Consider the following 21,646-nt stretch of genomic DNA (forward strand, 5'->3'; position numbering starts at 1 on the left):
TATTGGCATCGGCGATAAGCGGCTTTCCGTTTCCGACTTCGGATCGGCTTCCCATCTTTCCATCCAAGGGGCTCATCGTGCCGGTCAATCTGCCGACCAATTTGCTGCGCAGCTTCGTCGCCATCGTCGATACAGGGTCGATGCTCAATGCGTCGGAGCAGGTGTTCGTGACGCAATCCGCGCTCAGCCTTCAGATCAAACGGCTGGAGGAACTGGTGCAGCAGACGCTGTTCCTGCGCGAAGGGCGGCGGCTGATCCTGACGTCAGCGGGGACCGTGCTGCTTGACTATGCGCGGCGTGTGCTGCTGCTGCATGACGAGGCGGTGGCGGCGGTCAGTGCGGGGCGCTTTGCCGGGCCGGCGCGGATCGGCATGGTGCAGGATTTCGCGGACACGTTGCTGACGGGCCTGTTGTCACGCTTTTCCGAATTGCATCCCGACGCGCAAATCTATGCGCGCGTGGCGGGCACGGCGGAATTGCAGGCGTTGCTGGAGCGGCGGGAACTGGACATCGTGCTGGGCTTTGCAGCGCCCAATGACGCCCATGCGGTGACGGTCGCGCCGATGAGCTGGTATGGCGAGGCGACGCTGGCCGATCGTGCGGTCATCCCGCTGGCGGTGCTGGAGGAGCCGTGCCGTTTCCGCGAGGCAGCGATCCGGGCGCTGGAGGATGCCGGGCTGCAATGGCGGATCACGGTGGAAACGCCCAATCTCGCGACGCTCAAGGCGGCTGTCGGTGCCGGGCTGGGCATCACCTGCCGCACCCATTTGTTTCTGGAGAACAGCGCGGCGCTGGAGCATGAGCGGCTGCCGCAACTGCCGCGCGTGGCGGCGATCCTGCGGTCGGGCGACAAATTGGACAAGGCGGCGCAGAGATTGGCGGAACTGGCGCGGGAAACGGTCGAAGCACTCTGAACGGCTCCCGCCCTGGCTTCAATAGCCGCGCACTGGATCAACGATATCGCTGGGCGCTTCGCCGCGGGCGAAACGAGAAATGTCGTCCCGCACTTTTTCCAGCAGCCTGTGACGCACCAGGGTGTGATTGCTGGAGACATGCGGGGTCAGCCGCACGCGCCGGTGCGTGTAGAGCGGATGGCCGTCCGGCAAAGGTTCTGGATCGGTGACGTCCAGCGTCGCAAAGCCGGGGCCGCCCTCCCCGTCCAGGGCATCGATCAAGGCGTCCTGGTCGATCACCGATCCGCGGGCGACATTGATGATATGCGCGCCGGGCTTCACCTTGGCGAGCAGCGCCGCATTGAACAAATGATGGGTTTGCGGCGTAGCCGGTACGGCGACGATGATGTGGTCGGCACGGGCGACGAGCGTTTCAATATCGCCGACATGCTCCACGCCGCTGATGCCCGATTGCGCGCCGGTGCGACGCAAACCGACGACCTGCGCTCCCAGCGCCAGGCCGCGTCGCGCCACCGCCTGACCGATCGCGCCCAGACCGACGATGCCGATCGTGGTGCCCGATACCCGGCCAAGCGGCACATTGATCCATTCCGCCCGCGACCGTGCGGTGATCGCCTCCAGGTTCTTGGCATGGGCGTAAATGGCGGCAATGACATAGTCGGCAATCTCATCCGACGCGACTCCCCGGCCGCAGGTCACGAGCGGCGCGTCGAGCAGCCAAGGGGGATAGAAATCGATCCCCGCCGACGCGCTATAGACCCATTTCAGACGTCCCGGCCAGGCGAACGGGCGGGTGGCAGATGGCTGGCGCCAGGCGGGCGAGGGCCGCACCAGCAGCACGTCAGCTTCAGCGGCGGCGCTCCATGGTGCTTCGTCGGCGACATCGATCAGGATGGGCGCGATCGGGTGCTGGCCAAGGCCACGATTGAATTCTGCATCGAGTTGGCTTGCGATAATCAATGACATGTCAGTTCCCAAGCGCCGCCCGGCCGGCTGCGACCAATATGGTGTCGGTTTGTGGCGAATGGATGCGGCTGCACAGGACGTCGCGATAATGGCGTTCAAGCGGGTTCTGCCGGCTGATGCCAGGATTTCCAGTGAGTTCCAGACCGATCTCCACCGCACGGATGGCATTGGCGGTCGCGAGATATTTGATATTGTTCACCTCCACCGCGCTGGGCGGATCACCCGCATCATAACGCACGGCCGCGTCGCGGATCAGAGTGCGGTTGACCTGCAACAGCGTTTCGATCTTGCCGAATTTTTCCTGCACGCGCGGCAGGGTGGCGAGTGCGGCGCCGAGATTGGTGGGCACCCGGTCGTTGAGATAGGCGCGCAACCAGTCCCGCGCCGCCCGCGCGACGCCGTCATAGATGGTCGAGATTGCAAGCGCGTTCCAGATCGCCAGGCTGGGATCGCCCGCACCAGCCGCCCATTGCTCAGGAAGACGGATGTCAACGGCGTGGTCGAGAGGCGTGGGGGTATCAGCGAAATGCACAGCGTGGCTGACCGTGGCGCGCATCCCCAAATGGTCCCACACCGGCTCTATATCGATGCCGGGACTGTCGGACCGCACCAGGAAATTGCCCACGCGCGGCTCTACCTCATCCGTTTTCGCCCAGACCGAGAACCAGTCTAGCCCCGTCGATCCGGTCGAATAGATTTTGGTGCCGGTGATCGCCCAGCCATTGGCGGTTCGCCGCGCGACGGTTGCGGGCAGACCGCCGCGCACCGGCGTGCCCAGTTCCGGCTCCACGCGCAGCCCACCGATCAATCCCCTGCCCGCCACCGCATCGCGTGCCAGCCGCTCGTAGATGGCCTGCGGCCAGTTGCGGGCGCGCGCGGGGGTGGCGTGATAATGATAGGTCATGAACAGGATGAGCGCGGTCGACGGCTCCCCCTTCGCAACGGCCGCCAGCACCCGGATCGCCTCCCCAAGCCCGGCACCGCGACCACCCAGTTCGCGCGGCACGGTCAGGCCGATAAGTCCCTCACTCGCAAGCAGGTCGAAATTGGCGCGTGGGAACTCGCCGCTGCGGTCGTAGTGTTCGGCGGTTTCGGCCAGTCGCCGGGTCAGTTGGTCGAGTTGGTCGGCGCTGATGGGGGCGATGGGCGCGGGCGCGTCGTCGCGTTGAATTGCCTGGGTTGCCATGCGTCTCAGCCTCTCTTGGGAATGGCGGTATTGAAGCGCGCGTCCCAGAGCGGGCGCACGTCGACCGCTTTGGGCAGCAGTTTTTGGCGGAAGAACAGGTCCGCGACCTGTTGTTGGGACGCGATCGCCGCGTCCGTGACCGGGCGCAGTTCATAGGTCGCGCTTTTGCGCTTGAACTGATCGACCACATAATCGCGCGGGACGCCGATATCCTGGGCGATGATCGTCGCCCATTCATCCTGATGCGCGGCCGCCCAGCCATAGGCTTTCTGAACCAGCGCCAGATAATCGCCGATCAGCCTGGCCTTGTCGGGATCGGCCAGTGCGTCGATATGCGCCGCCACCAGATAATTGCCCGACAATATGCCATAGGCCGTCTTGAGGATGCGCGCGCCTTCGGTCGCGATGGCGCGCTGGATCGGGAAGCCGTAGATCGCCCATGCGTCGAGCGACCCCTGCGAAAAGGCGGCGGCGCCGTCGGATACGCCCATCGCTACCGGAGTGATGTCGCCCCAGGTCAAGCCGACCTCCTCCAGCATGCGGATCAGGAAATATTGCGAGGTTGTGGCGCGGACATAGCCGACGCGCTTGCCCTTAAGATCAGCGATCGACTTGGCCTTCGAGCCCTTGGGCACCAGCACGACCTGGTTGTTGACGTCGCCATGGGCGACCGCGATCTGGCGGAAGCTCTGGATGGTGGAGGCCGCCGCGAAGATTGGCGGGATCTCGCTCATGCCGCCATAGTCGAGCGAGCCGCCGTTGAGCGCCTCCACAACCAAATGGCCGGACTGGAACTCACTATAGGTCAGGTCGAAGCCTTCGGGCTTGATTCCCGCCGCCTTGAACAGCAAACGGCTGTCGCCTTCGCCTTTTCCGGTGACGGACACGCGCAGCCTGGGCCGGCCAGCCTGACCTTCGCTGCATCCCGCCACGATCAGGCAGGACGCCGCGCCAGCGCCGATGAAGGCGCGCCGCGACAGTCGATCAGCGACCATGCACAGCTTCGCGCGCCGGTTTGGCTTGGCGTTCGAACAGGATCACGTCTGGGTCGCGCAGAAATTCGCGCCGTGCAGATTCACGCAGTCGCGCCAATCCTTGCCCCAGTAAACCTAACAGGCGCATTGTGGTCTCCATCGCTGCAGTTAATGCTTTATCTATTTCATCAGTAGAGATATGTCTCACAAGGAATGTTGGGCGAACCATTAGAAATGCTTGATCCATGATGCAGGTCGATCATGTGGCCATCATCGGTGGCGGGTTCAGCGGGGTGCTGCTGGCCATCAACCTGTTGCGACATGGCAATGTGCGCGTGACGCTGGTGGAGCGACGGCCCGACCGGCTGGGCCGCGGCCTGGCCTATGGCGCGGCGCAGGCGGGCCATATCCTCAATGTGCGCGCCGCCAATATGAGCGCGCTGCCCGACCAGCCCCGTCATTTCGTCGACTGGCTGACGGCGCAGGGACTGGGGCAGGAGGGCAGCTTCGCCACCAGGCGCGACTATGGCAGCTATCTTTGCGCGATGCTGGACGAAGCGCGCACGGCGGCCGGAGACCGGATCGCCATCCTGAACGACGAGGCGAACGATGTGGTCGTGGCGAACGACGGCGCGTTTATCGCGCTGCGATCAGGCGCGACCGTCGCCGCGGATGTGGCCGTGATCGCGCCGGGCAACCTGCCGCCGCATGACCTCCCCGCCTTTGTCGGCCTTGATCGCCCTGCTTATGTCGATGATCCCTGGGCGGCGGACATCGGCGCGGGCTTGGGGAACGACGACACGCTGTTGCTGCTGGGCAGCGGTTTGACCGCCGTCGATTGCGCGCTGAGCCTGGACAGCGCGGGGTTCCGGGGAACGATCATGTCGCTGTCGCGGCGCGGCCTGACCCCGCACGCCCACGCGCCCGCCCCGCCCTATGTCGTGCGGCGCGAACGGCCTGTCGGGGCGGCGTCCGCGCTGGTGCGTAGCGTGCGTGAACGGGCGGCCGAAATTGGTTGGCGCAATGCTGTGGACGAATTGCGCCCCTACACCGCCGACATATGGCGCGCCGCGAGTGCCGTCGAACGCAGTCGTTTCCTGCGCCATTTGCGCCCCTATTGGGACGTGCATCGCCATCGGATCGCGCCGCAGGTCGCAGAGCGGCTGGACGCGATACGTGCGCAAGGGCGGTTGGCGGTGCGGGCGGCCAAGGTGATGTCGGCCACGCCCGACGGGGACAGCCTGGTCGTCAGCCTTCGCCCGCGCGGCGCGGCTAAGAGCGAAACGCTGAAAGTGGCGCGCGTGGTCAACTGCACGGGGCCGCTGGGCGACCTGCGCCGCGTGACCGATCCGCTGCTGCGCAACCTGTTCGATCGCGGCGACATTCGGCCCGATCCGCTGGCGATCGGTATCGACGTCGACCGCCAATGTCATGCCATCGCTGCCGATGGCCGGGCGCAAACGCGGCTGCATGTCGTGGGGCCGATGACGCGCGGCGCGCATTGGGAAATCGTCGCCGTGCCGGACATAAGGCGGCAGGTCTGGGCGCTCGCCCGTGAGTTGACCAGCGCCCATTGGGTCGAAGCCGAAGGGCTATAGGCCGTTCGTTGGCCAGAAGCGGCGGCGCGTTTCGCGCTCAGGCGCTACGTGGATCGAGGCCGCCCACCATCGCGTCGGCAATCTGCGCCGTGGATACAGCCCCATTGGGTTCATGCCAGCGCGCCGACAAGCTCAGAGCGCCCGCCAGCGCACCAGCCGTCATCTTCACATCGACCGGCCCGATCGACGCATCGTCCACCGCTTCCTGTCGCAACAGGCGCTGCAATTCGCGGCCCAGTCCGTCAGGTCCGGCACGCAGAATGCCGTGATCGCCGCTGGTGCGGAAAGCATGACGCGCGGGCCGATGTTCTTCAACACCCTCTATCATCAGCGCGAAGGCGTGGGCGTCGGTCCGTTCATCGACCGCATCAAGCAGCTTTTCGGAGTCGAGACGTTCAGCCAGTCCGAGGGCGCGGAGATGATCGCGACCCTGGTCCACGCTTTGCGCCCGCGGCGGGCCTTGCGGCCTGCTGACCATGTGCGAAGGCGGCGGCATCGCCAATGTGACGATTGTAGAGACGCTGTAAATGCCCTCAAAACCCCAATCAACGAATTGTCCGCCATCTGGCGTCCGGCTTAGGATGGTCCGCATTATGCCGGCCCGCTTGCGCGGGGAAGCAGGATCGCCTTCAGGATATGCTCGCAGCGGTGGCTTCGCGCAGTTGCTCGCGAAACCAGGTCAGTCCGGTATCTGCGGCCCGTGCATGGTGATATTGCAGCATTTCGCGCATGATCGGCAAATCAACGGGCGCATCGACGATGCGCAACGGCAATCTTGACGCCATCACCCTGGCCAGCCGTTCATGCATCAGCGCCAGTCTGGTCGTCCCCGGCAACATCCAGGCCGCCTGGCTGAAGGCGGCGCAGATAATCTCTATGCGGCGGCGATCGCCATGTTCCCGCAGATGATTTTCAATGAAGGTGCCATCGCGTGACACGCTCACCGCGACATGACCAGCGCTATAGTAGAGGTCTTCCGTCAGCGGTTGTTGCAGCATCGGATTGCCGGACCAGCCCACGACGACATGGCGCTCTTCGAACAGCAGTTCGCGCGGATGCGGCCCCTCCAGGAAACGCTCCGGCGCGACAATGAAATCCAGTTCCCCGTCTTCCAGCCGTTCATGAATGTCGTTGCGGGGGAGCGTGATCTCTATCCGCACGCCCGGCGCAGACTGCTGCAACCGCTCCAGCATCGGGCCGATGAGGACCGTCGTCACATAATCGGACGCCACGATACGGAAGATGCGCTGGCTCTGTGACGGATCGAAGCTGAGGCCGCGCGCGATGATACCGCGCAGGTCCGCCACGACGGCCGAGATTTCGGGCGCGAGAGAGAGGGCCGCGGCGGTCGGGATCATCTTCTTGCCATGCTGCACCAGGATTTCGTCCGCAAAGGCGTCCCGCAAGCGGCGAAGCGCGGCGCTCATCGCCGATTGCGTCAGGTTCAAGCGCTTGGCCGCGCGGGTCACGTTCCGCTCCTCGACCAATATATCGAACGCCACCAGCAGGTTAAGGTCGAAGCGGTCCAATCGCAAAATCATGAATCCTATTGATCGTTTTTAACATATATCATCCATTTTACTGCTTTTGCAAATCATGTCACCCCCCGTCCATCCCGCGCAGATCGGGCATAAAGGGAGGAAGCCATGAAAAATATTCTTTGGAGCGCCACGATGTTGGCCGGTGCGATCATACCGCAGGCCGCCGTCGCGCAGGATTCAGAGGCGCAGGCGTCCGACGGGGGACTGGCGGAAATCGTGGTGACCGCGCAAAGGCGTGAGGAAAGCCTGCAACGCGCGGCGATCGCCGTCACCGCCGTCACCGGCGACGATCTGACCCGCTCCGGCATCACCGAAACATCCAATCTCGGCAAGCTGGTGCCCGCCCTTGTCGTGCAACCCACCGGGGGCACGACCAGCTTCTTCCTACGCGGCGTCGGCACCAACTCGCAGAACAGCTTTTCCGAAAACGCGATCGCCTTCAATTTCAACGGCGTCTATGTCGGCCGCCCGACTGCGCCCGCCGGCGTATTCTACGATCTGGAACGGGTCGAGGTGGTGAAGGGCCCGCAAGGCACGCTCTATGGCCGCAACGCGACCGGTGGCGCGATCAACGTGCTGCCCAAAAAGCCCACGCTTGGCAAATTCGGCGTCGAAGGGCTGGCCGAATATGGCAATTATGACAGCAAGAAGGGCTTCCTGGCCGTCAACGTTCCTTTCGGTGAGATCGCCGCGCTGCGCGTCGCAGGCCAGGTGGTCGATCGCGACGGCTATATTTCGGACGGCTATGACGATGACAAGGGCGAAGCGGTGCGCGCCTCCTTCCTGCTCAAGCCGTCGGACATCTGGTCGATCAACATCGTCGGCGATTATTATCATCAGGGCGGCAAGGGCGGCGGCGCGGTGTTGCTGCCCAGCAAGGCCTTCGCTGTGCCATCGGTCAATGATCGGGTCAGCATTTCCGATCCGCGCGCGATCGCGGCGATCAACGGCTATGCCTCCACACTGTTCGCCCCGCCCTTCTGCGCGGGTGGCTTCATCGCCAGCGGCTGCATCGAAAATGCGCGCTCGGACGGCTATCTCGACAATCATTTCTACGGTCTGAGCGCGCAGGTCGATGGCGACATGGGCTTTGCCACGCTGTCCGTCATTCCCGCCTGGCGCAAATCGGAAGCGGATTTCCGCACCTATCTCCCCGGCTTCCGTGGCGAAATACAGGATAATGCCGAACAAATGTCGCTGGAAATGCGGCTGACCTCGGCTGCCGACCAGCGGCTGCGCTATGTCCTGGGCGGCTTCTTCTTCAACGAGCAGCAGGATACGCTCAACTATTTCCGCCAGGGTCGATTGTCCACCACCCGCTTCACCCCCCGCCTCAAGACGCAGAGCCTGGCCGCTTTCGGTCAGCTGACCTTCGACGTCACCGACGCCCTGCGCCTGATCGCTGGCGGACGCTATACGCAGGAAGACAAGTCGCAACTGACCGCGTCAGTCGGCGGCGGTTTGCCTGGCCCGGTCGACCCGCCGCTGGGCGCGCCCATCACCGGCGACCTCAGCTTCAAAAAATTCACCTGGAAGGCGGGAGTCGAACTCGACGCCGGTCCTGCTTCCCTAGTCTATGCCAATGTCGCCACCGGGTTCAAATCGGGCGGCTTCTACGTCGCGGCCCCGCCTAACAACAGCTTCCGTCCGGAAAGCCTGACCGCCTATACGATCGGTGCCAAGAACCGCTTCTTCGGCAACAAGCTCCAGCTCAATATTGAAGCCTTCTACTGGGACTATAAGGACCAGCAGGTGACGTTCGTGGGGGGGGTGCGGACCGGCAACGGCCTGTTCGCGCAGGGATCGCTCACCACGAATGCAGGCAAGTCGCGCATTTTCGGCACCGAAGTCGAGGCCCGCTTCGCGCCGACCCGGGACGATCTGTTCAACATCAACGTCCAATATCTGAACGGCAAATATAAGAGCCTGCAGACCGCCAACTTCTCCCCCACCGGCGCGCCCGTCACCACCGGCTGCACGACCATCGGATCGCGGCTCGCCAATCCGGGCGTCAACGGCGCGCGCTTTTACGACATCGACTGTTCGGGTCGGCCCACGGTCAACTCGCCGCGCTGGGCGCTCAATATGGGCTATCAACACAGCTTCCATATCGGCGGCGACATGGTGCTGGTGGCGGGCGTCCGGTCGAACATCGAATCCAGCCGCTACATGAACTCCAACTTCCGCGAAGAGGAAAAGCAGGGCAGCTTCATGATGTCCGACGCGTTCCTGACGCTGGAAGGGCCGCAGGACAAATGGAGCGTCACGGCCTTCATCAACAATATCGAGGATAAGGAAGTGCTGGCCCGCGCCGGCACGCGCCCGATCCTCGACTTCCCGGTCGGCACGCTGCGTCCGCCGCGCACCTATGGCGTACGTGTGGGCTTCAATCTGTGAAGCGCCTGTCCGCCCGGATCACCGGCGTGGCGCTGTCCGGCGTGATCGCCCTGCTGGCGACGGCAGCGGCGGCCGCCGGGCCGCCGCGCGCCGCCTTCGTCACCTTGGGGACGATGGGCGGCCCGGTGCCGGACGGACATCGATCGCAACCGGCCAACGCCATCCTGCACGATGGGAAGACCTATCTGGTCGATACGGGCGACGGGACTGTGGAACAGATGGCGCGGGCGGGCCTGCCTCTGCCAGGGGTCCGCGCCATTTTCCTCAGCCACCTGCATGTCGATCATATCGGCGGGCTGGCGGCGATATTGGGATTGCGCAACCAGACCGAGGCGCGCGACGCGCTGGCTATCTATGGCCCGCCCGGCACGCGGGAACTGGTGGCAGGCATCGTCGCCAGCCTCCAGCCGTCGGCCAAGGCAGGCTATGGCATTCCCGGCAAGTCCTGGACGCCGCCTGAAAATACCGTGTCGGTGATCGAGTTGCGGGACGGGGAAACCATTCGCGTGGACGACATGATGGTCCGCGTCGCGCAGAACACCCATTATGACTTCGCGCCCGGCAGCGTGGAGGATCGCAACTATAAATCCTACGCTTTGCGGTTCGATCTGCCGGGCCGGTCCATCGCCTATACCGGTGACACCGGCCCCAGTGCCGCGGTCGAAAGGCTGGCGTCTGGTGCGGACCTGCTGGTCAGCGAGATGATCGACATCGACGCTACGCTGGATCGCGTGGCGCGCACCAGCCCGAACATGCCCGCCACGGTCAAGGCGACCATGGTCCAGCATCTCGCCACCCATCACCTGACGCCGGAAGACGTCGGCACGCTGGCTGGACGGGCCAAGGTGAAAGCGCTGGCAGTCACGCATATCGCCGGCGGCACGCCCGATGCGGCCCGAACAAGCGCCTATATCGCCGCCATCGCCAAGAATTTCGCCGGACCGACCGCGATCGCCGATGATCTCGACCGCTTCTGATTTTCGTTTGTCCCGACCCTTTCTCATGAGGCCCCGAACCAACCATGGACAATAGCAACATCCTCATCATTGGCGGTGGCATAGGTGGCCTCACCTCCGCCATCGCACTGCGTCGAAAAGGGTTCGACGTCACCGTTATCGAGCGTGATCCCGACTGGTCGGTCTATGGGGTCGGGATCATCCAGCAGTCCAACGTGCTGCGCGCCATGGATCATCTGGACCTGCTGGACGAATATGTCGCCGCAGGCGCAGGGTTCGACACGGTCGAAGTGTTCGCACCCGATGGCACGAAGGTCGCGCGCGTCCCCTCCCCGCGTCTGGTCGATGGCTATCCCGCCAATCTGGGCGTCGGCCGCCCTGCCCTGCACAAGGTATTGGGCGATCGCACGATCGCATCGGGCGCCAAGGTGCGGCTGGGCGTCACTGCGACCGCCATCCATGATGCGGGCGATCATGTAGCGGTGCAATTTTCCGACGGCACGCAGGAGAGTTTCGATCTGGTCGTGGGCGCGGACGGGGTTTATTCGCAGACCCGCGCGCTGCTGTTCCCCGACGCACCCTCACCACATTATACGGGGCAGGCCGTATGGCGCTACAACCTGCCCCGGACCGAGGGCATGGACTCGCTTCAGGCCTATAATGGTCCCACCGGCGTCGGGCTGGTGCCGATTTCGCCAGAGCTGATGTATATGTTCGTGACTACCGCAGAACCGGACAATCCGCGTTATCCGCGCGAAGGTCTTGCTGCAACGATGCGCGCCAAGATCGCCCGCTGCTCGCCCGCAATTCAGGCGCTGGGCGACCATATCACGGACGACGACGGTGTGGTTTATCGTCCCCTGGAAGCGTTCATGCTGGACGGTCCCTGGCATAAGGGCCGTGTCGTCCTGCTGGGTGATGCCGTCCACGCCACCACCCCCCATCTGGGCCAGGGCGCGGGCATGGCAATCGAGGACAGCATCGTGCTGGCGGAAGAACTGGCCCGCCATGACGATCTGGACAGCGCGCTGACCGCCTATCGCGACCGCCGCCACGACCGGTGCCGCTACATCGTGGAAAAATCGCTCGAAATCTGCATGGGCCAGCTCGGTAAGGGCGCGCCCATCGACAATCATAAAGCTACCGCGGACATGTTCGCGATGGTCTCCCAGCCGATCTGAAGGAAGCCGATATGAGCCGCGTTACAGAAATTCGTTATGTGGGCTACGCCCTACCCGATCTGGAGGCCGAGCGCGCCTTCTATGCCGACCAGTGGAAGCTGGTCGAAGCGGGCGAAAAGGACGGCATGGTCTATTTCGCCGCCGATGGCGGGCATGAGCATCATGTCGTGCGGCTGCGTCAAGCCGAAGAACAACGCATCGACGTGATTGCGCTGGCCGCCGACAGCCGCGCCGATGTCGATGCCCTGCATGACAAGGTCGTTGCGTCGGGCTGCCGCATCATCTTCGCGCCCAAGGATCTGGACTCGCTGGGCGGCGGCTATGGCTTCCGCTTTTTTTCGCCCGACGGCCTGACCTTCGAAGTGTCGAGCGACGTGGCCCGCCGCACCGCACGCGAGTTGGCCCGCTGGGAAGGCGTCCCGCAGAAGATCAGCCACATCGTCCTGCACTCGCCCGATCACAAGGCGATGGTCACATGGTTCTGCGATGTACTGGGCTTCAAGGTCAGCGACTGGCTGGGCGACTTCATGTGCTTCCTGCGCTGCAACGCCGCGCATCACCGCATCGCCTTCCTGCCCGGACCGCCCTGCCTCAACCATGTCGCATATGACATGCTGACCATCGATGACATGATGGTAGGCGTCAACCGGCTGCGGCTGAAGGGCACCGACATTCGCTGGGGTCCGGGCCGTCACACCGCTGGCAACAACACGTTCAGCTATTTCACCACGCCTGCGGGCTTTGCGGTCGAATATAGCTCAGAACTGGAGGATGTGGACTTCGAAACCCACCAGTCTCAGGTTCACGCCCCCGCCCCCGGCATCATGGACCAGTGGGGCATCGGCGTCGGAGGTCCGCAAACCATGCCGCATGCCGCGCCCGACAAGGGGCTGTTCCAGGCAGTGGAGGTCTGATCGATGGCTTTGTTCGAATATTTCCCCAACTATATCTGGAACCTGTCCGTCGCGATCGCGATGGAGAGCGGCGGGCGCATCGGCGAAATCGTCGATATGTGCCAGCCGATCAAGGACGCCGCCGCCAACGGTGCGGATGCGGGCACGCCCCTGTTCATGGCGCAGTGGGTCGCGATGGCCGACAAGCTGATCGACCTGGCGGCGGAGGATGAGGCGCAGGGTCGCGGCTTCTCCGCTTCCGACAAGCTGGAGCGCGCGTCGCTCTACCTGTTCAACGCCGAACGGATGCAGGGCCATGGCCATCCAGGGCGAGAGGCGACCTATGCCAAGGCGCGCGATATGTTCGACCGGTCGACCGCTCTGGGCCGGATCAACCGTCGGCGCGTGGAAATCCCGCTCAGCACCGGCACCATGCCCGCGCTCTACACAAGTGCGCCGGGCGATGGCCCGCATCCGGTCGTCGTCTATTGCAACGGTCTCGATAGCTGCAAGGAACTGCTCTACTGGTCGCGCCTGCCGCAAGTGCTCGCGCGGCGCGGTATTTCGACGCTGTGCGTCGATCAGCCCGGATCGGGCGAAGCCCTGCGCCTTCAAAACCTGCCCGTCGATCCGCACAGCGAAAACTGGGCGAGCAAGGCGGTGGACTGGCTGGAGCAGCAGAGCGACGTCGATCCCAAGCGGATCGGCATGACCGGTATTTCGCTCGGCGGTCATTTCGCGCCGCGTGCCGTCGCCTATGAACCGCGCTTCGCATCCGGCGCGGTCTGGGGCGCCAACCATAATTGGGCGGAAGTGCAGCAAAAGCGGATGAAGCGCGAAGGCGAGAACCCCGTCCCCCATTATTGGGCGCATGTCATGTGGGCTTTCGGCGCGAGCGACATGGACGACTTCCTGGCTAAGGCGGCGGACATGAACCTCAACGGTCATATGGACGGGATCAAGGTGCCCTTCCTGGTCACTCATGGCGCGAAGGACCGGCAGATCAGCGTCGATTATGCCCATGACTGCTACGATCAGCTGCTCAACAGCCCCCGGCGCGCGCTCAAGCTGTTCACCGAGCGCGAAGGCGGCGTCGAACATGTCGGTGCGGATAATATGTCCTACGGCTGCGACTATATCGCCGATTGGTTCGCCGATACGCTGGGCGGCAAGACCGCTTGATCGCTGCGGAAGACAGATTGGTTTAGGACATATGCTCATGGAAATTCAACCCGTTCGCCGCATCGTCACCGGTCATGACAACGCTGGCCGCGCCATCATCCAGGAAGACGGCCCGGTCCAACGCACCCAGCGCATCGGCGGGGACATCGGCCCGATGTTCCACGAAGTCTGGAACACGCAGGCTACCCCCGCCCCGATCGACGGGGCGTCGGGCGAACCGGTGGAACAGGGCATCATCCTCGCGCCGCCCAGGAACGGCACCCGCATCCGCGTGCTCGACATCCCGCCCGAAGGCGACGGCATCCGCACGATGTCGCCGGAAGAAGCCCGCGCCCATTTCGCCGAAGTGGGCGCGCATGACGCCTCCGTCCATGATGGCGAAGGATCGCGCCACGCGCTGATGCACCGCACCGAAACGATCGACTACGGCATCGTTGTGGAGGGCGAGTTGGTGCTCATCATGGACGAGGGGGAAACTACGGTCCGTGCCGGCGACATCGTCATCCAGCGCGGCACCAATCATGGCTGGTCCAATCGATCGGACCACAATTGCCGGATCGTGTTCGTCCTGATCGACGGCGCATTTGACGACAATCTGAAGCGCTGACCCGTGCATCTGCACGGATATGTCCAGATTGATTGAGAAAGGAACGAACCGATGCGTTTTGCGACGCGCGCCAACGGCACGACTGATGGAGAATTGATCCTCATTTCGCGGGATGGAGCGCGCTGCCTGCCGCTAGGCGCGCGGTGGCCTAATCTGCTGCACGCGATCACTGAATGGGACGCGCTGCTGGACGACGCGGCGGCTGTATCGACCAAGCTGGAGTCGGGCACGGGCGACAATGTCGATCACGCCGCGCTCCTGGCCCCGCTGCCGCGCACCTGGCAGTGGCTGGACGGGTCGGCTTTCGCGAACCACGGCGTCCTGATGCAGAAAGCGTTCGATCATCCCCCCATCGAAACCGATCTTCCCCTGATGTATCAGGGTATGAGCCATCGCTTTCTGGCCCCGCTGGAAGATGTCGCGCTCCCGACCGAAGCGGACTGCATCGATTTCGAAGGGGAATTCGGCATCGTCACGGACGATGTGCCGATGGGATGTTCAGCGCAGGACGCAATGGGTCATATTCGTCTCATTCTGCTCATCAACGACTGGTCGCTCCGCGCCGTCGCGCCCGCGGAAATGAAGACGGGGTTCGGCTGGATTCAGGCCAAGCCAGCCTGTAGCGCGGCGCCGATCGCGATCACTCCCGATGAACTGGGCGACTCTTGGCGGGACGGCCGCGTTTGCCTGCCCCTGCGGGTAGAGGTGAACGGCGCGTGGTTTGGTCATCCTTCGGGAGACGCCATGGGCTATGGTTTTCACGAACTGATCGCGCATGCAGCCCGCACGCGCGCCCTTTGCGCTGGCACGATCATAGGTTCTGGAACGGTATCCGACGCCGATTTCAAGCGTGTAGGATCGACCTGCATTTCCGAACGGCGTGCGATCGAAATGATCGAACATGGCCACGCCCTAACGCCCTTTTTGCGCTTTGGCGATCAAGTGCGGATGCAGGCGGGAGAGAGCGAAAACCTGTTTGGCGAACTCAACCAGAAGGTCGTCCAATGGGTGGCGTGATGATGCCGCCGGTCCCGATTTTTTAAGCAACAGCCGCGATTCCTTTTCGATATGATCGAGAAGGTCAGCATCATCGGAGTGGTGGAAAAGTGGGTTAGGCTATTGTGCGCTCCACACCCCGGACTGTGCCCACGAAGATGATTGCGCTGGCAAGAAGTTGGTCTGCGGACAGGCGCCCCCTCCCTAAGCCCAGGGAGGTCCATTGAGAGGATGACGGATTTGGCGCGGCAAACTCAGTGTGTCCGCCACAACCGACCGTAAACTGTTGCGCCGGCGAAGGCGCTTGCAGGTGGAGCGCATGTCAGGGGATCAACCGATCCTTACGGAGCCGCTCAAACAGTGCGAAGAACGCGGCGTCCGTAGCCTGATAATCTGTGAAGCCCAGGCTTCGGCTCTTCGACATGTCCGTCACGACCTCGATCGGGCGGCCTAGGTCGGCATCGCTATGCCATGGCGATGCCAGTCGGCCAAGATCCGGCTCCGCCAGACCTTCGCGGACCGCTATGTTGCGCCAGATGTCGGCATCATCCTTCATCTGCTCCTCAAGCGGGCGCATAGTCCCGTCGAACGGCGCAGGCTCCAGCCCGAACCATCGGGCGATGCGCCCCCACATCCATTGCCAGCGAAAGACGTCTCCATTGACGACATTGAACGCTTCATTGTGCGCCGCGGGCGTCTCCACCGCCCAGAGAAGATGCGAGGCAAGCTGGCCCGCATCGGTCATGTCAGTGAGCGAACGCCATTGCGTGGCGGAACCGGGGAAGTAAAATGGCCGACCGGTTTCGCGACATAGCGTAGCATAGGCCGCAAGGGTCGTACCCATGTTCATGGCGTTTCCGACCGCCTTGCCGATCACCGTATGGGGACGATGGACGCTCCAGGTGAAACCGTCGCGGGCGGCGGCGGCGAAAAGCTCGTCCTCCTGCGCATAGTAGAAGTTTTCGATATCGAGGCGTTCCTGATCCTCACGAAACGGCGTCTGCGGCAGCGCGCCCTTTCCATAGGCTTCGAACGGTCCAAGATAATGTTTGAGGCCAGTCACCAGCGCGACATGGCGTGGGGTCGCTGGCGAAGGCAGGCCATCGAGCAGGTTACGGACCATGGTCGCGTTGACCCGGATATTTTCGGCTTCGCTGTCCTGCCGCAGCCAGGTCGTGATGAACACGGCATCAGGGTGGATGGTCTTTAAAGCCTGCGCCGTGCCGGGCGCATCCAGCAAGTCCGCTTCAACCGGCAGCACCCCAGCTTGGACAACAGGCCGTCTTGCAAGGCCATAAACTGTCCAACCCTTGCTCACCAGCAGTGCGGCGGTCGCACTGCCGACGATGCCGCTCGCGCCTACCACCAGAGCTGTCTTGGCCATTTATCACTCCTCATATTCTGGCGTTGCATCTAGGCATTTGCGCAACGCGCATCTAGACGGCACCTTTTTGGGACATAGGCACCTTGAGGTAACCACCCATGCAATCTGGATCACCCGAAGAATCCTGGCGCGAGGATTGCGCGCCGCGACGCATGCTAGAGTTGTTCGCCACCAAATGGACCAGCATGATCCTGCATACGCTTCATGCGCGGCATGGCGGCGTAGCGCGAACAGGCGTTCTCCTGCGCAGTCTGCCAGGGATTTCCAAGAAGATGCTGACCCAGACATTACGGGAAATGGAGGCCAGCGGGCTGATTTCGCGCCATGTGCATGGCAGCGTTCCACCGGCAGTCGAATACCGCCTCACCCCGCTAGGCGACCGCTTTGTCGAACCGATCGAGCTGCTTTATGCCTGGGGCCGGAACAATGCGGACGCCCTTGACGAACTGGGTCAGCGCCCGACATCCCGCAGGCAAGGATAAGCGCTGCAATGCCAGCAGAGATGCATTGTGTCTGACCGGCTTGCGCGATATGTGCTGAGTGCGATTATGCCGCATATTTGCCATCATCATGCGCCGACGCGCGATGAGTCCAAAATCCAATCCCTACTTGATCGGTGGACAATTCCAGCTAACGTCGCGCGCCATCCTGAACGACGCTGGACGCCCCTATTCATGCCCTCAACACATAGCAGCAACGCCATGGTTATAGGCGTCTCGTGACCGATCTCGCCATTCTGTACGAACATCCGCTGTGGTTCGTCCCGCTGTTCGCGGCCCTTGACCGCAGAGGGATCGCCTACAGCACGATCGGCACGCAGGGCAATTTCGATCCCGCTGCGGCAACGGCGCCCGCCCCGCTCATTCTCAACCGCGTGGCGATGTCTGCCTTCCTGCGGGATGCGGAACATCCTATCTTCTGGTCTCTCGCGCTGCTCGACCATTGGCAGCAGGCGGGCGCGAAAGTCATCAACGGCCCACTGGCGCTCGCCATCGACACGTCGAAGGCGCGGCAGCTCTCGCTGCTCAGTTCGCTCGGCCTAGCGGTGCCGCGCACGCGGGTTGTTCATCGCGCCGTTGACCTGATCGATGCCGCCGATTCCATCGGCTTCCCGCTGCTTGTAAAGGCCAATATCGGCGGCGCAGGCGCAGGCATCGCGCGTTTCGACGATCGCGAAGCGCTGCGCGCCGCACTGGCCGATCTTGACCTGCCACGCAGCATCGATGGCGTGCTGCTGGTGCAGGACGTGATCCCCGCGCGGGGCGACCGTATCACCCGCATCGAAACCCTCGATCGCGACTATCTCTATGCCATCGACGTGTCCGGCGCAGGGGCGTTCGATCTCTGTCCGGCCGACGCATGTCAGGTCGGAGGAACACCGATCCAGATGGTGGCGGCCGAACCGGACAAGACATTGCGCGATGCGGCCAAAGCCATCGCGCATGCCGCGCATCTGGACCTGGGCGGGGTTGAGATGATGATCGACGATCGCGACGGCATACCCCGTTTCTACGACATCAACGCATTGTCCAACTTCGTCGCCAACCCGTTGGACGTGCTGGGCTGGGACCCGCATGACAGGCTGGTCGATCGGCTGGTTGGCTGGATCGCGGAAACCCGATGATGCGCTATGGTTACTGGATGCCCGTGTTCGGCGGCTGGCTGCGCAACGTCCCGGACGAGGGCATGGACGCAAGCTGGGACTATGCCAAGCGCCTGACCCTGGACGCGGAACGCTGGGGCTATGACTTGACGCTGATCGCGGAACTCAACCTCAACGACATAAAGGGAATAGAGCAGCCTGCGCTGGACGCCTGGTCGACCGCGGCGGCGCTCGCCGCGGTGACGGATCGGGTGGAGATGATGGTCGCGGTGCGCCCGAACTTCCATCACCCGGCCCTGTTCGCCAAGGCGGCCGCCAACATCGACCGCATATCCGGCGGCCGGCTTTCCCTCAATGTCGTCTCCTCCTGGTGGGCGGACGAGGCGCGACAATATGGGCTGCAATTCGACGAGCATGACGATCGCTATGCGCGCACCGCCGAATGGCTGACCGTGGTCGATGGTCTTTGGACGCAGACGCGGTTCAGCTTCGACGGCGCCTATTATCGCACGGATAACGCGATCTGCGCGCCCAAGCCGACCAAGCGCCCGACCATTTATGCCGGTGGCGAAAGTGACAAGGCCAAGGCAATGATCGCACGTCAGTGCGACGCCTATGTGATGCATGGCGATCCGGTCGATGCCATCGCCCCCAAAATCGCCGATATGGCCGAGCGACGACAGGCGGCAGGCGGCGCGCCGATGCAATTCGGCATGGCGGCCTACGCCATCGTGCGCGATAGCGAGGCGGAAGCGAAACGCGAACTGGAAAGGATCACGACGGTCGGCGAGTTACCGGCTGGCTATGCCAATTTCGACCAGTGGCTGTCGGGCACACAGTTGGAGCGGGACCTGAAATTACAGGAATATGCCGTGTCCAACCGCGGCCTGCGCCCTAATCTGGTCGGCACGCCCGAACAATTGAAGGAACGGATTGCGGCATATGAGGATGCGGGCCTCAATCTGCTGCTGCTCCAGATGAGCCCACAGGCGGAAGAGATGGAACGCTTCGCTAATCAGGTTATGGGCACGGCATGATCGAACTGCGTAGCATATCCAAACGCTTCCCCGACGGAACAGTAGGGCTCGACAACATAGACCTGTCGATCCCCAAAGGCTCGGTTTTCGGTATCATCGGCCGGTCGGGTGCGGGCAAATCCACGCTGCTGCGCCTTATCAACGGCCTGGAGCGACCGACGTCCGGCGAGGTGATTGTCGACGACGTGTCGCTCTCCACGCTCTCGCGTCCCGGTCTGCGCGCCCTGCAACGGCGGATCGGGATGATCTTCCAATCCTTCGGCCTGTTGGCCAACCGCACCATCGCGGGCAATGTCGCGCTGCCGCTGGAACTGGCGGGCGTGGGCAAGGCGGAGCGCGCCGCGCGCGTCGCCGAACTGCTCGCACGGGTAGGCATCAGCGACAAGGCGGACGTTTATCCTTCGCGGCTGTCGGGTGGCCAGCGCCAGCGCGTCGGCATCGCGCGTGCGCTCGCCACGCGGCCCGACATACTGCTGTGTGACGAGGCGACAAGCGCGCTCGACCCGGAAACCACGCGATCGGTGCTCGCGCTGCTGGCCGATCTCAACCGGGAAATGGGGCTGACGATCGTCCTTATCACCCATGAAATGGCGGTTGTGCGCGCGATCTGCGATCGTGTCGCGGTGCTGGATCAGGGCAGGCTGGTGGAAGTCGGGCCGGTGGACAGCGTCTTTGCCGGGTCGCGTGAACAGGCGACCCTTGCCCTGCTAGGGGAGGTTGGGTGATGGACGGCTTTTTTCAGAACGTCTCGTGGCCCGACATCGGCCAGGCGACGATCGATACGCTGGTAATGCTGGGCGGATCGCTGGCGCTTAGTATCGCGCTGGGCATCCCTCTTGGCATATTGCTGTTCCTGACCGACCGCGGTCAAATTGGCCAGAATGTCGTCCTCAACCGAACGCTCGGCGTCATCGTCAATGTCCTTCGCTCCATCCCGTTCGTCATCCTGCTGATCGTCATGATCCCGCTGACATTGCGCCTGATGGGGACGTCGCTTGGCGTGGCGGGCGCGATACCGCCGCTGGTTGGTGGCGCCGCGCCCTTCTACGCCCGCCTGGTGCAAGGCGCGCTGCGCGACATCCCCCGCGCCACGATCGAGGCGGCGCAGGCGATGGGCGCGACCCGGCTACAGATCATACGTCACGTCCTTCTGCCCGAAGCGCTGCCCGGCCTCATATCCGGCGCGACCGTGACGGCGATAGCGCTCGTCTCCTTTACCGCCATGGCCGGGGTCGTGGGTGGCGGTGGCCTTGGTGATCTTGCCATCCGCTTTGGCTATCAACGCTTTCAGGCCGACGTCATGCTGGTGACGGTCGTGCTACTCGTCCTGCTTGTCCAGTGCATCCAATGGTCCGGCGACTGGTTCGCGCGCCGGGTCGATCATCGTTGAGGAAGTCCTTTATGAAGCGCCGTTCGCTCATCATCCTGCTCCCGGCCCTGCTGCTCGCCGCCTGTGGCGGAGGCAAAAATGACGGTGCGAAATCGGACCCCAACAGGCTGAGCGTCGCGGCGACGGCCGTCCCCCACGCGGAAATATTGGAGCATGTCAAACCCGTGCTGGAGAAGCAGGGCCTGACGCTCGATATCCGGGTATTCAACGATTATGTGCAACCCAATCTGCAAGTCGACCAGGGCCAGATTGACGTCAATTATTTCCAGACCGGCCCCTATCTGGCCGAATTCAATAAGGCGCAGAATACCGACCTGACGCCCATTGCCGGCATTCATATCGAGCCGCTGGGCGCCTATTCGCGCAAGTGGAAGAGCTTGGCGCAGCTGCCGGTTGGCGCGACGGTCGCCATCCCCAATGAACCCAGCAACGGCGGTCGCGCACTGCTGCTGTTGCAGAAGGCTGGCCTGCTGAAGCTGAAAGATCCGGCCAACCCGCTGTCAACCGTTCGCGACGTGACCGATAATCCCAAGAAGTTCGTTTTTCGGGAACTGGAATCCGCGACGCTGCCACGCACCCTGGGGGAGGTCGATCTGGCGCTGATCAATACCAATTACGCGCTCGACGCAAAACTCAACCCGGTGCGCGATGCGCTGGTGATCGAGGATGGCAAGTCGCCCTATGTCAATTTCGTCGTCGGCAAACCGCGCAGCGACAAGGATCCGCGCGTGCAAAAACTGGTCGCGGCCCTCCGCAGCGAAGACGTTCGCCGTTTCATGGCGGATAAATATAAGGGCGCAGTTCTGCCTGCTTTTTGACGGGTAAGGCTGCGACGACCGCG

The 21,646-nt window shown here is 63.3% G+C and carries 22 protein-coding genes; 15 read left to right on the forward strand and 7 right to left on the reverse strand.

The features are described 5' to 3' along the window. Window positions 1-77 precede the first annotated feature (77 nt). The gene (locus CEQ44_RS14640; RefSeq protein ID WP_088184106.1) at window positions 78-914 is read left to right on the forward strand and encodes a LysR substrate-binding domain-containing protein; all 837 of its coding nucleotides are present in this window, start codon (window positions 78-80) and stop codon (window positions 912-914) included. Between the two features lie 18 nt (window positions 915-932). Here CEQ44_RS14640 and CEQ44_RS14645 read toward each other — a convergent pair whose 3' ends face one another. The 4 genes from CEQ44_RS14645 to CEQ44_RS24045 are packed head-to-tail and all read right to left on the reverse strand — an operon-like array spanning window position 933 to window position 4,287. Further along, complete coding sequence (locus CEQ44_RS14645; RefSeq protein ID WP_088183923.1) at window positions 933-1,880, reverse strand: D-isomer specific 2-hydroxyacid dehydrogenase family protein; 948 nt, start codon at window positions 1,878-1,880, stop codon at window positions 933-935. Between the two features lies 1 nt (window position 1,881). After that, window positions 1,882-3,066: an acyl-CoA dehydrogenase family protein gene (locus CEQ44_RS14650; protein WP_088183922.1), complete on the reverse strand. Its 1,185-nt coding sequence runs from the start codon at window positions 3,064-3,066 to the stop codon at window positions 1,882-1,884. A 5-nt stretch (window positions 3,067-3,071) separates the two neighbouring features. After that, window positions 3,072-4,061 carry an ABC transporter substrate-binding protein gene (locus CEQ44_RS14655; RefSeq protein WP_088183921.1) on the reverse strand — a complete coding sequence of 330 codons (990 nt, stop codon included), beginning with the start codon at window positions 4,059-4,061 and terminating at the stop codon, window positions 3,072-3,074. Beyond that, complete coding sequence (locus CEQ44_RS24045) at window positions 4,051-4,287, reverse strand: hypothetical protein (protein WP_140419323.1); 237 nt, start codon at window positions 4,285-4,287, stop codon at window positions 4,051-4,053. The genes CEQ44_RS14655 and CEQ44_RS24045 overlap by 11 nt, the downstream gene beginning before the upstream one ends. Between CEQ44_RS24045 and CEQ44_RS14660 the strand changes: the two genes are divergently transcribed. After that, complete coding sequence (locus CEQ44_RS14660) at window positions 4,286-5,638, forward strand: FAD/NAD(P)-binding protein (protein ID WP_088183920.1); 1,353 nt, start codon at window positions 4,286-4,288, stop codon at window positions 5,636-5,638. The two genes, CEQ44_RS24045 and CEQ44_RS14660, sit on opposite strands and share 2 nt — an antisense overlap. Before the next feature lie 37 nt (window positions 5,639-5,675). Here the strand turns inward: CEQ44_RS14660 and CEQ44_RS24470 are convergent, their stop codons facing one another. Both CEQ44_RS24470 and CEQ44_RS14670 read right to left on the reverse strand, forming a co-directional pair. Beyond that, window positions 5,676-6,077: a hypothetical protein gene (locus CEQ44_RS24470; RefSeq protein ID WP_254913701.1), complete on the reverse strand. Its 402-nt coding sequence runs from the start codon at window positions 6,075-6,077 to the stop codon at window positions 5,676-5,678. A gap of 190 nt (window positions 6,078-6,267) precedes the next feature. After that, window positions 6,268-7,179, reverse strand: a complete 912-nt coding sequence (locus tag CEQ44_RS14670; protein WP_254913700.1) for a LysR family transcriptional regulator — start codon at window positions 7,177-7,179, stop codon at window positions 6,268-6,270. Window positions 7,180-7,284: 105 nt separating this feature from the next. Here CEQ44_RS14670 and CEQ44_RS14675 point away from each other — a divergent pair, with 105 nt between their 5' ends. The 7 genes from CEQ44_RS14675 to CEQ44_RS14705 are packed head-to-tail and all read left to right on the forward strand — an operon-like array spanning window position 7,285 to window position 15,412. Then, window positions 7,285-9,576: a TonB-dependent receptor gene (locus tag CEQ44_RS14675; RefSeq protein WP_088183919.1), complete on the forward strand. Its 2,292-nt coding sequence runs from the start codon at window positions 7,285-7,287 to the stop codon at window positions 9,574-9,576. Then, window positions 9,573-10,553, forward strand: a complete 981-nt coding sequence (locus tag CEQ44_RS14680) for an MBL fold metallo-hydrolase (RefSeq protein WP_254913699.1) — start codon at window positions 9,573-9,575, stop codon at window positions 10,551-10,553. Before CEQ44_RS14675 ends, CEQ44_RS14680 begins: the two co-directional genes overlap by 4 nt. A 44-nt stretch (window positions 10,554-10,597) precedes the next feature. Then, on the forward strand, window positions 10,598-11,713 hold the full coding sequence (locus CEQ44_RS14685; RefSeq protein WP_088183918.1) for an FAD-dependent oxidoreductase: 1,116 nt from the start codon (window positions 10,598-10,600) through the stop codon (window positions 11,711-11,713). 11 nt (window positions 11,714-11,724) lie between these two features. Beyond that, window positions 11,725-12,627, forward strand: a complete 903-nt coding sequence (locus CEQ44_RS14690; RefSeq protein WP_088183917.1) for a VOC family protein — start codon at window positions 11,725-11,727, stop codon at window positions 12,625-12,627. Between the two features lie 3 nt (window positions 12,628-12,630). Next, a complete protein-coding gene (locus CEQ44_RS14695) occupies window positions 12,631-13,788 on the forward strand; it encodes a S9 family peptidase (RefSeq protein ID WP_088183916.1) in 1,158 nt (385 codons plus the stop codon). A gap of 37 nt (window positions 13,789-13,825) precedes the next feature. Beyond that, entirely contained in the window at window positions 13,826-14,395 is a 570-nt protein-coding gene (locus tag CEQ44_RS14700; RefSeq protein WP_088184103.1) for a cupin domain-containing protein, read from the forward strand. Between the two features lie 51 nt (window positions 14,396-14,446). Beyond that, the gene (locus CEQ44_RS14705; protein ID WP_088183915.1) at window positions 14,447-15,412 is read left to right on the forward strand and encodes a fumarylacetoacetate hydrolase family protein; all 966 of its coding nucleotides are present in this window, start codon (window positions 14,447-14,449) and stop codon (window positions 15,410-15,412) included. A gap of 301 nt (window positions 15,413-15,713) precedes the next feature. Here CEQ44_RS14705 and CEQ44_RS14710 read toward each other — a convergent pair whose 3' ends face one another. Further along, entirely contained in the window at window positions 15,714-16,775 is a 1,062-nt protein-coding gene (locus CEQ44_RS14710) for an SDR family oxidoreductase (protein WP_088183914.1), read from the reverse strand. A gap of 98 nt (window positions 16,776-16,873) precedes the next feature. Here CEQ44_RS14710 and CEQ44_RS14715 point away from each other — a divergent pair, with 98 nt between their 5' ends. From CEQ44_RS14715 to CEQ44_RS14740, 6 genes are all read left to right on the forward strand, one after another. Continuing rightward, the gene (locus CEQ44_RS14715; protein WP_088183913.1) at window positions 16,874-17,257 is read left to right on the forward strand and encodes a helix-turn-helix domain-containing protein; all 384 of its coding nucleotides are present in this window, start codon (window positions 16,874-16,876) and stop codon (window positions 17,255-17,257) included. 236 nt (window positions 17,258-17,493) lie between these two features. Next, complete coding sequence (locus CEQ44_RS14720; RefSeq protein ID WP_088183912.1) at window positions 17,494-18,399, forward strand: RimK family alpha-L-glutamate ligase; 906 nt, start codon at window positions 17,494-17,496, stop codon at window positions 18,397-18,399. After that, window positions 18,396-19,415, forward strand: a complete 1,020-nt coding sequence (locus tag CEQ44_RS14725; RefSeq protein WP_254913697.1) for an LLM class flavin-dependent oxidoreductase — start codon at window positions 18,396-18,398, stop codon at window positions 19,413-19,415. Before CEQ44_RS14720 ends, CEQ44_RS14725 begins: the two co-directional genes overlap by 4 nt. Further along, a complete protein-coding gene (locus tag CEQ44_RS14730) occupies window positions 19,412-20,140 on the forward strand; it encodes a methionine ABC transporter ATP-binding protein (protein WP_088183911.1) in 729 nt (242 codons plus the stop codon). The genes CEQ44_RS14725 and CEQ44_RS14730 overlap by 4 nt, the downstream gene beginning before the upstream one ends. Continuing rightward, complete coding sequence (locus CEQ44_RS14735) at window positions 20,140-20,805, forward strand: methionine ABC transporter permease (protein ID WP_088183910.1); 666 nt, start codon at window positions 20,140-20,142, stop codon at window positions 20,803-20,805. The genes CEQ44_RS14730 and CEQ44_RS14735 overlap by 1 nt, the downstream gene beginning before the upstream one ends. A gap of 11 nt (window positions 20,806-20,816) precedes the next feature. Next, the gene (locus CEQ44_RS14740; protein WP_088183909.1) at window positions 20,817-21,623 is read left to right on the forward strand and encodes a MetQ/NlpA family ABC transporter substrate-binding protein; all 807 of its coding nucleotides are present in this window, start codon (window positions 20,817-20,819) and stop codon (window positions 21,621-21,623) included. The last annotated feature ends 23 nt before the right edge of the window (window positions 21,624-21,646 follow it).

Origin of the sequence: Sphingobium sp. Z007, from assembly GCF_900013425.1 — a bacterium.
In the GTDB taxonomy this organism is placed as follows: Bacteria; Pseudomonadota; Alphaproteobacteria; order Sphingomonadales; family Sphingomonadaceae; genus Sphingobium.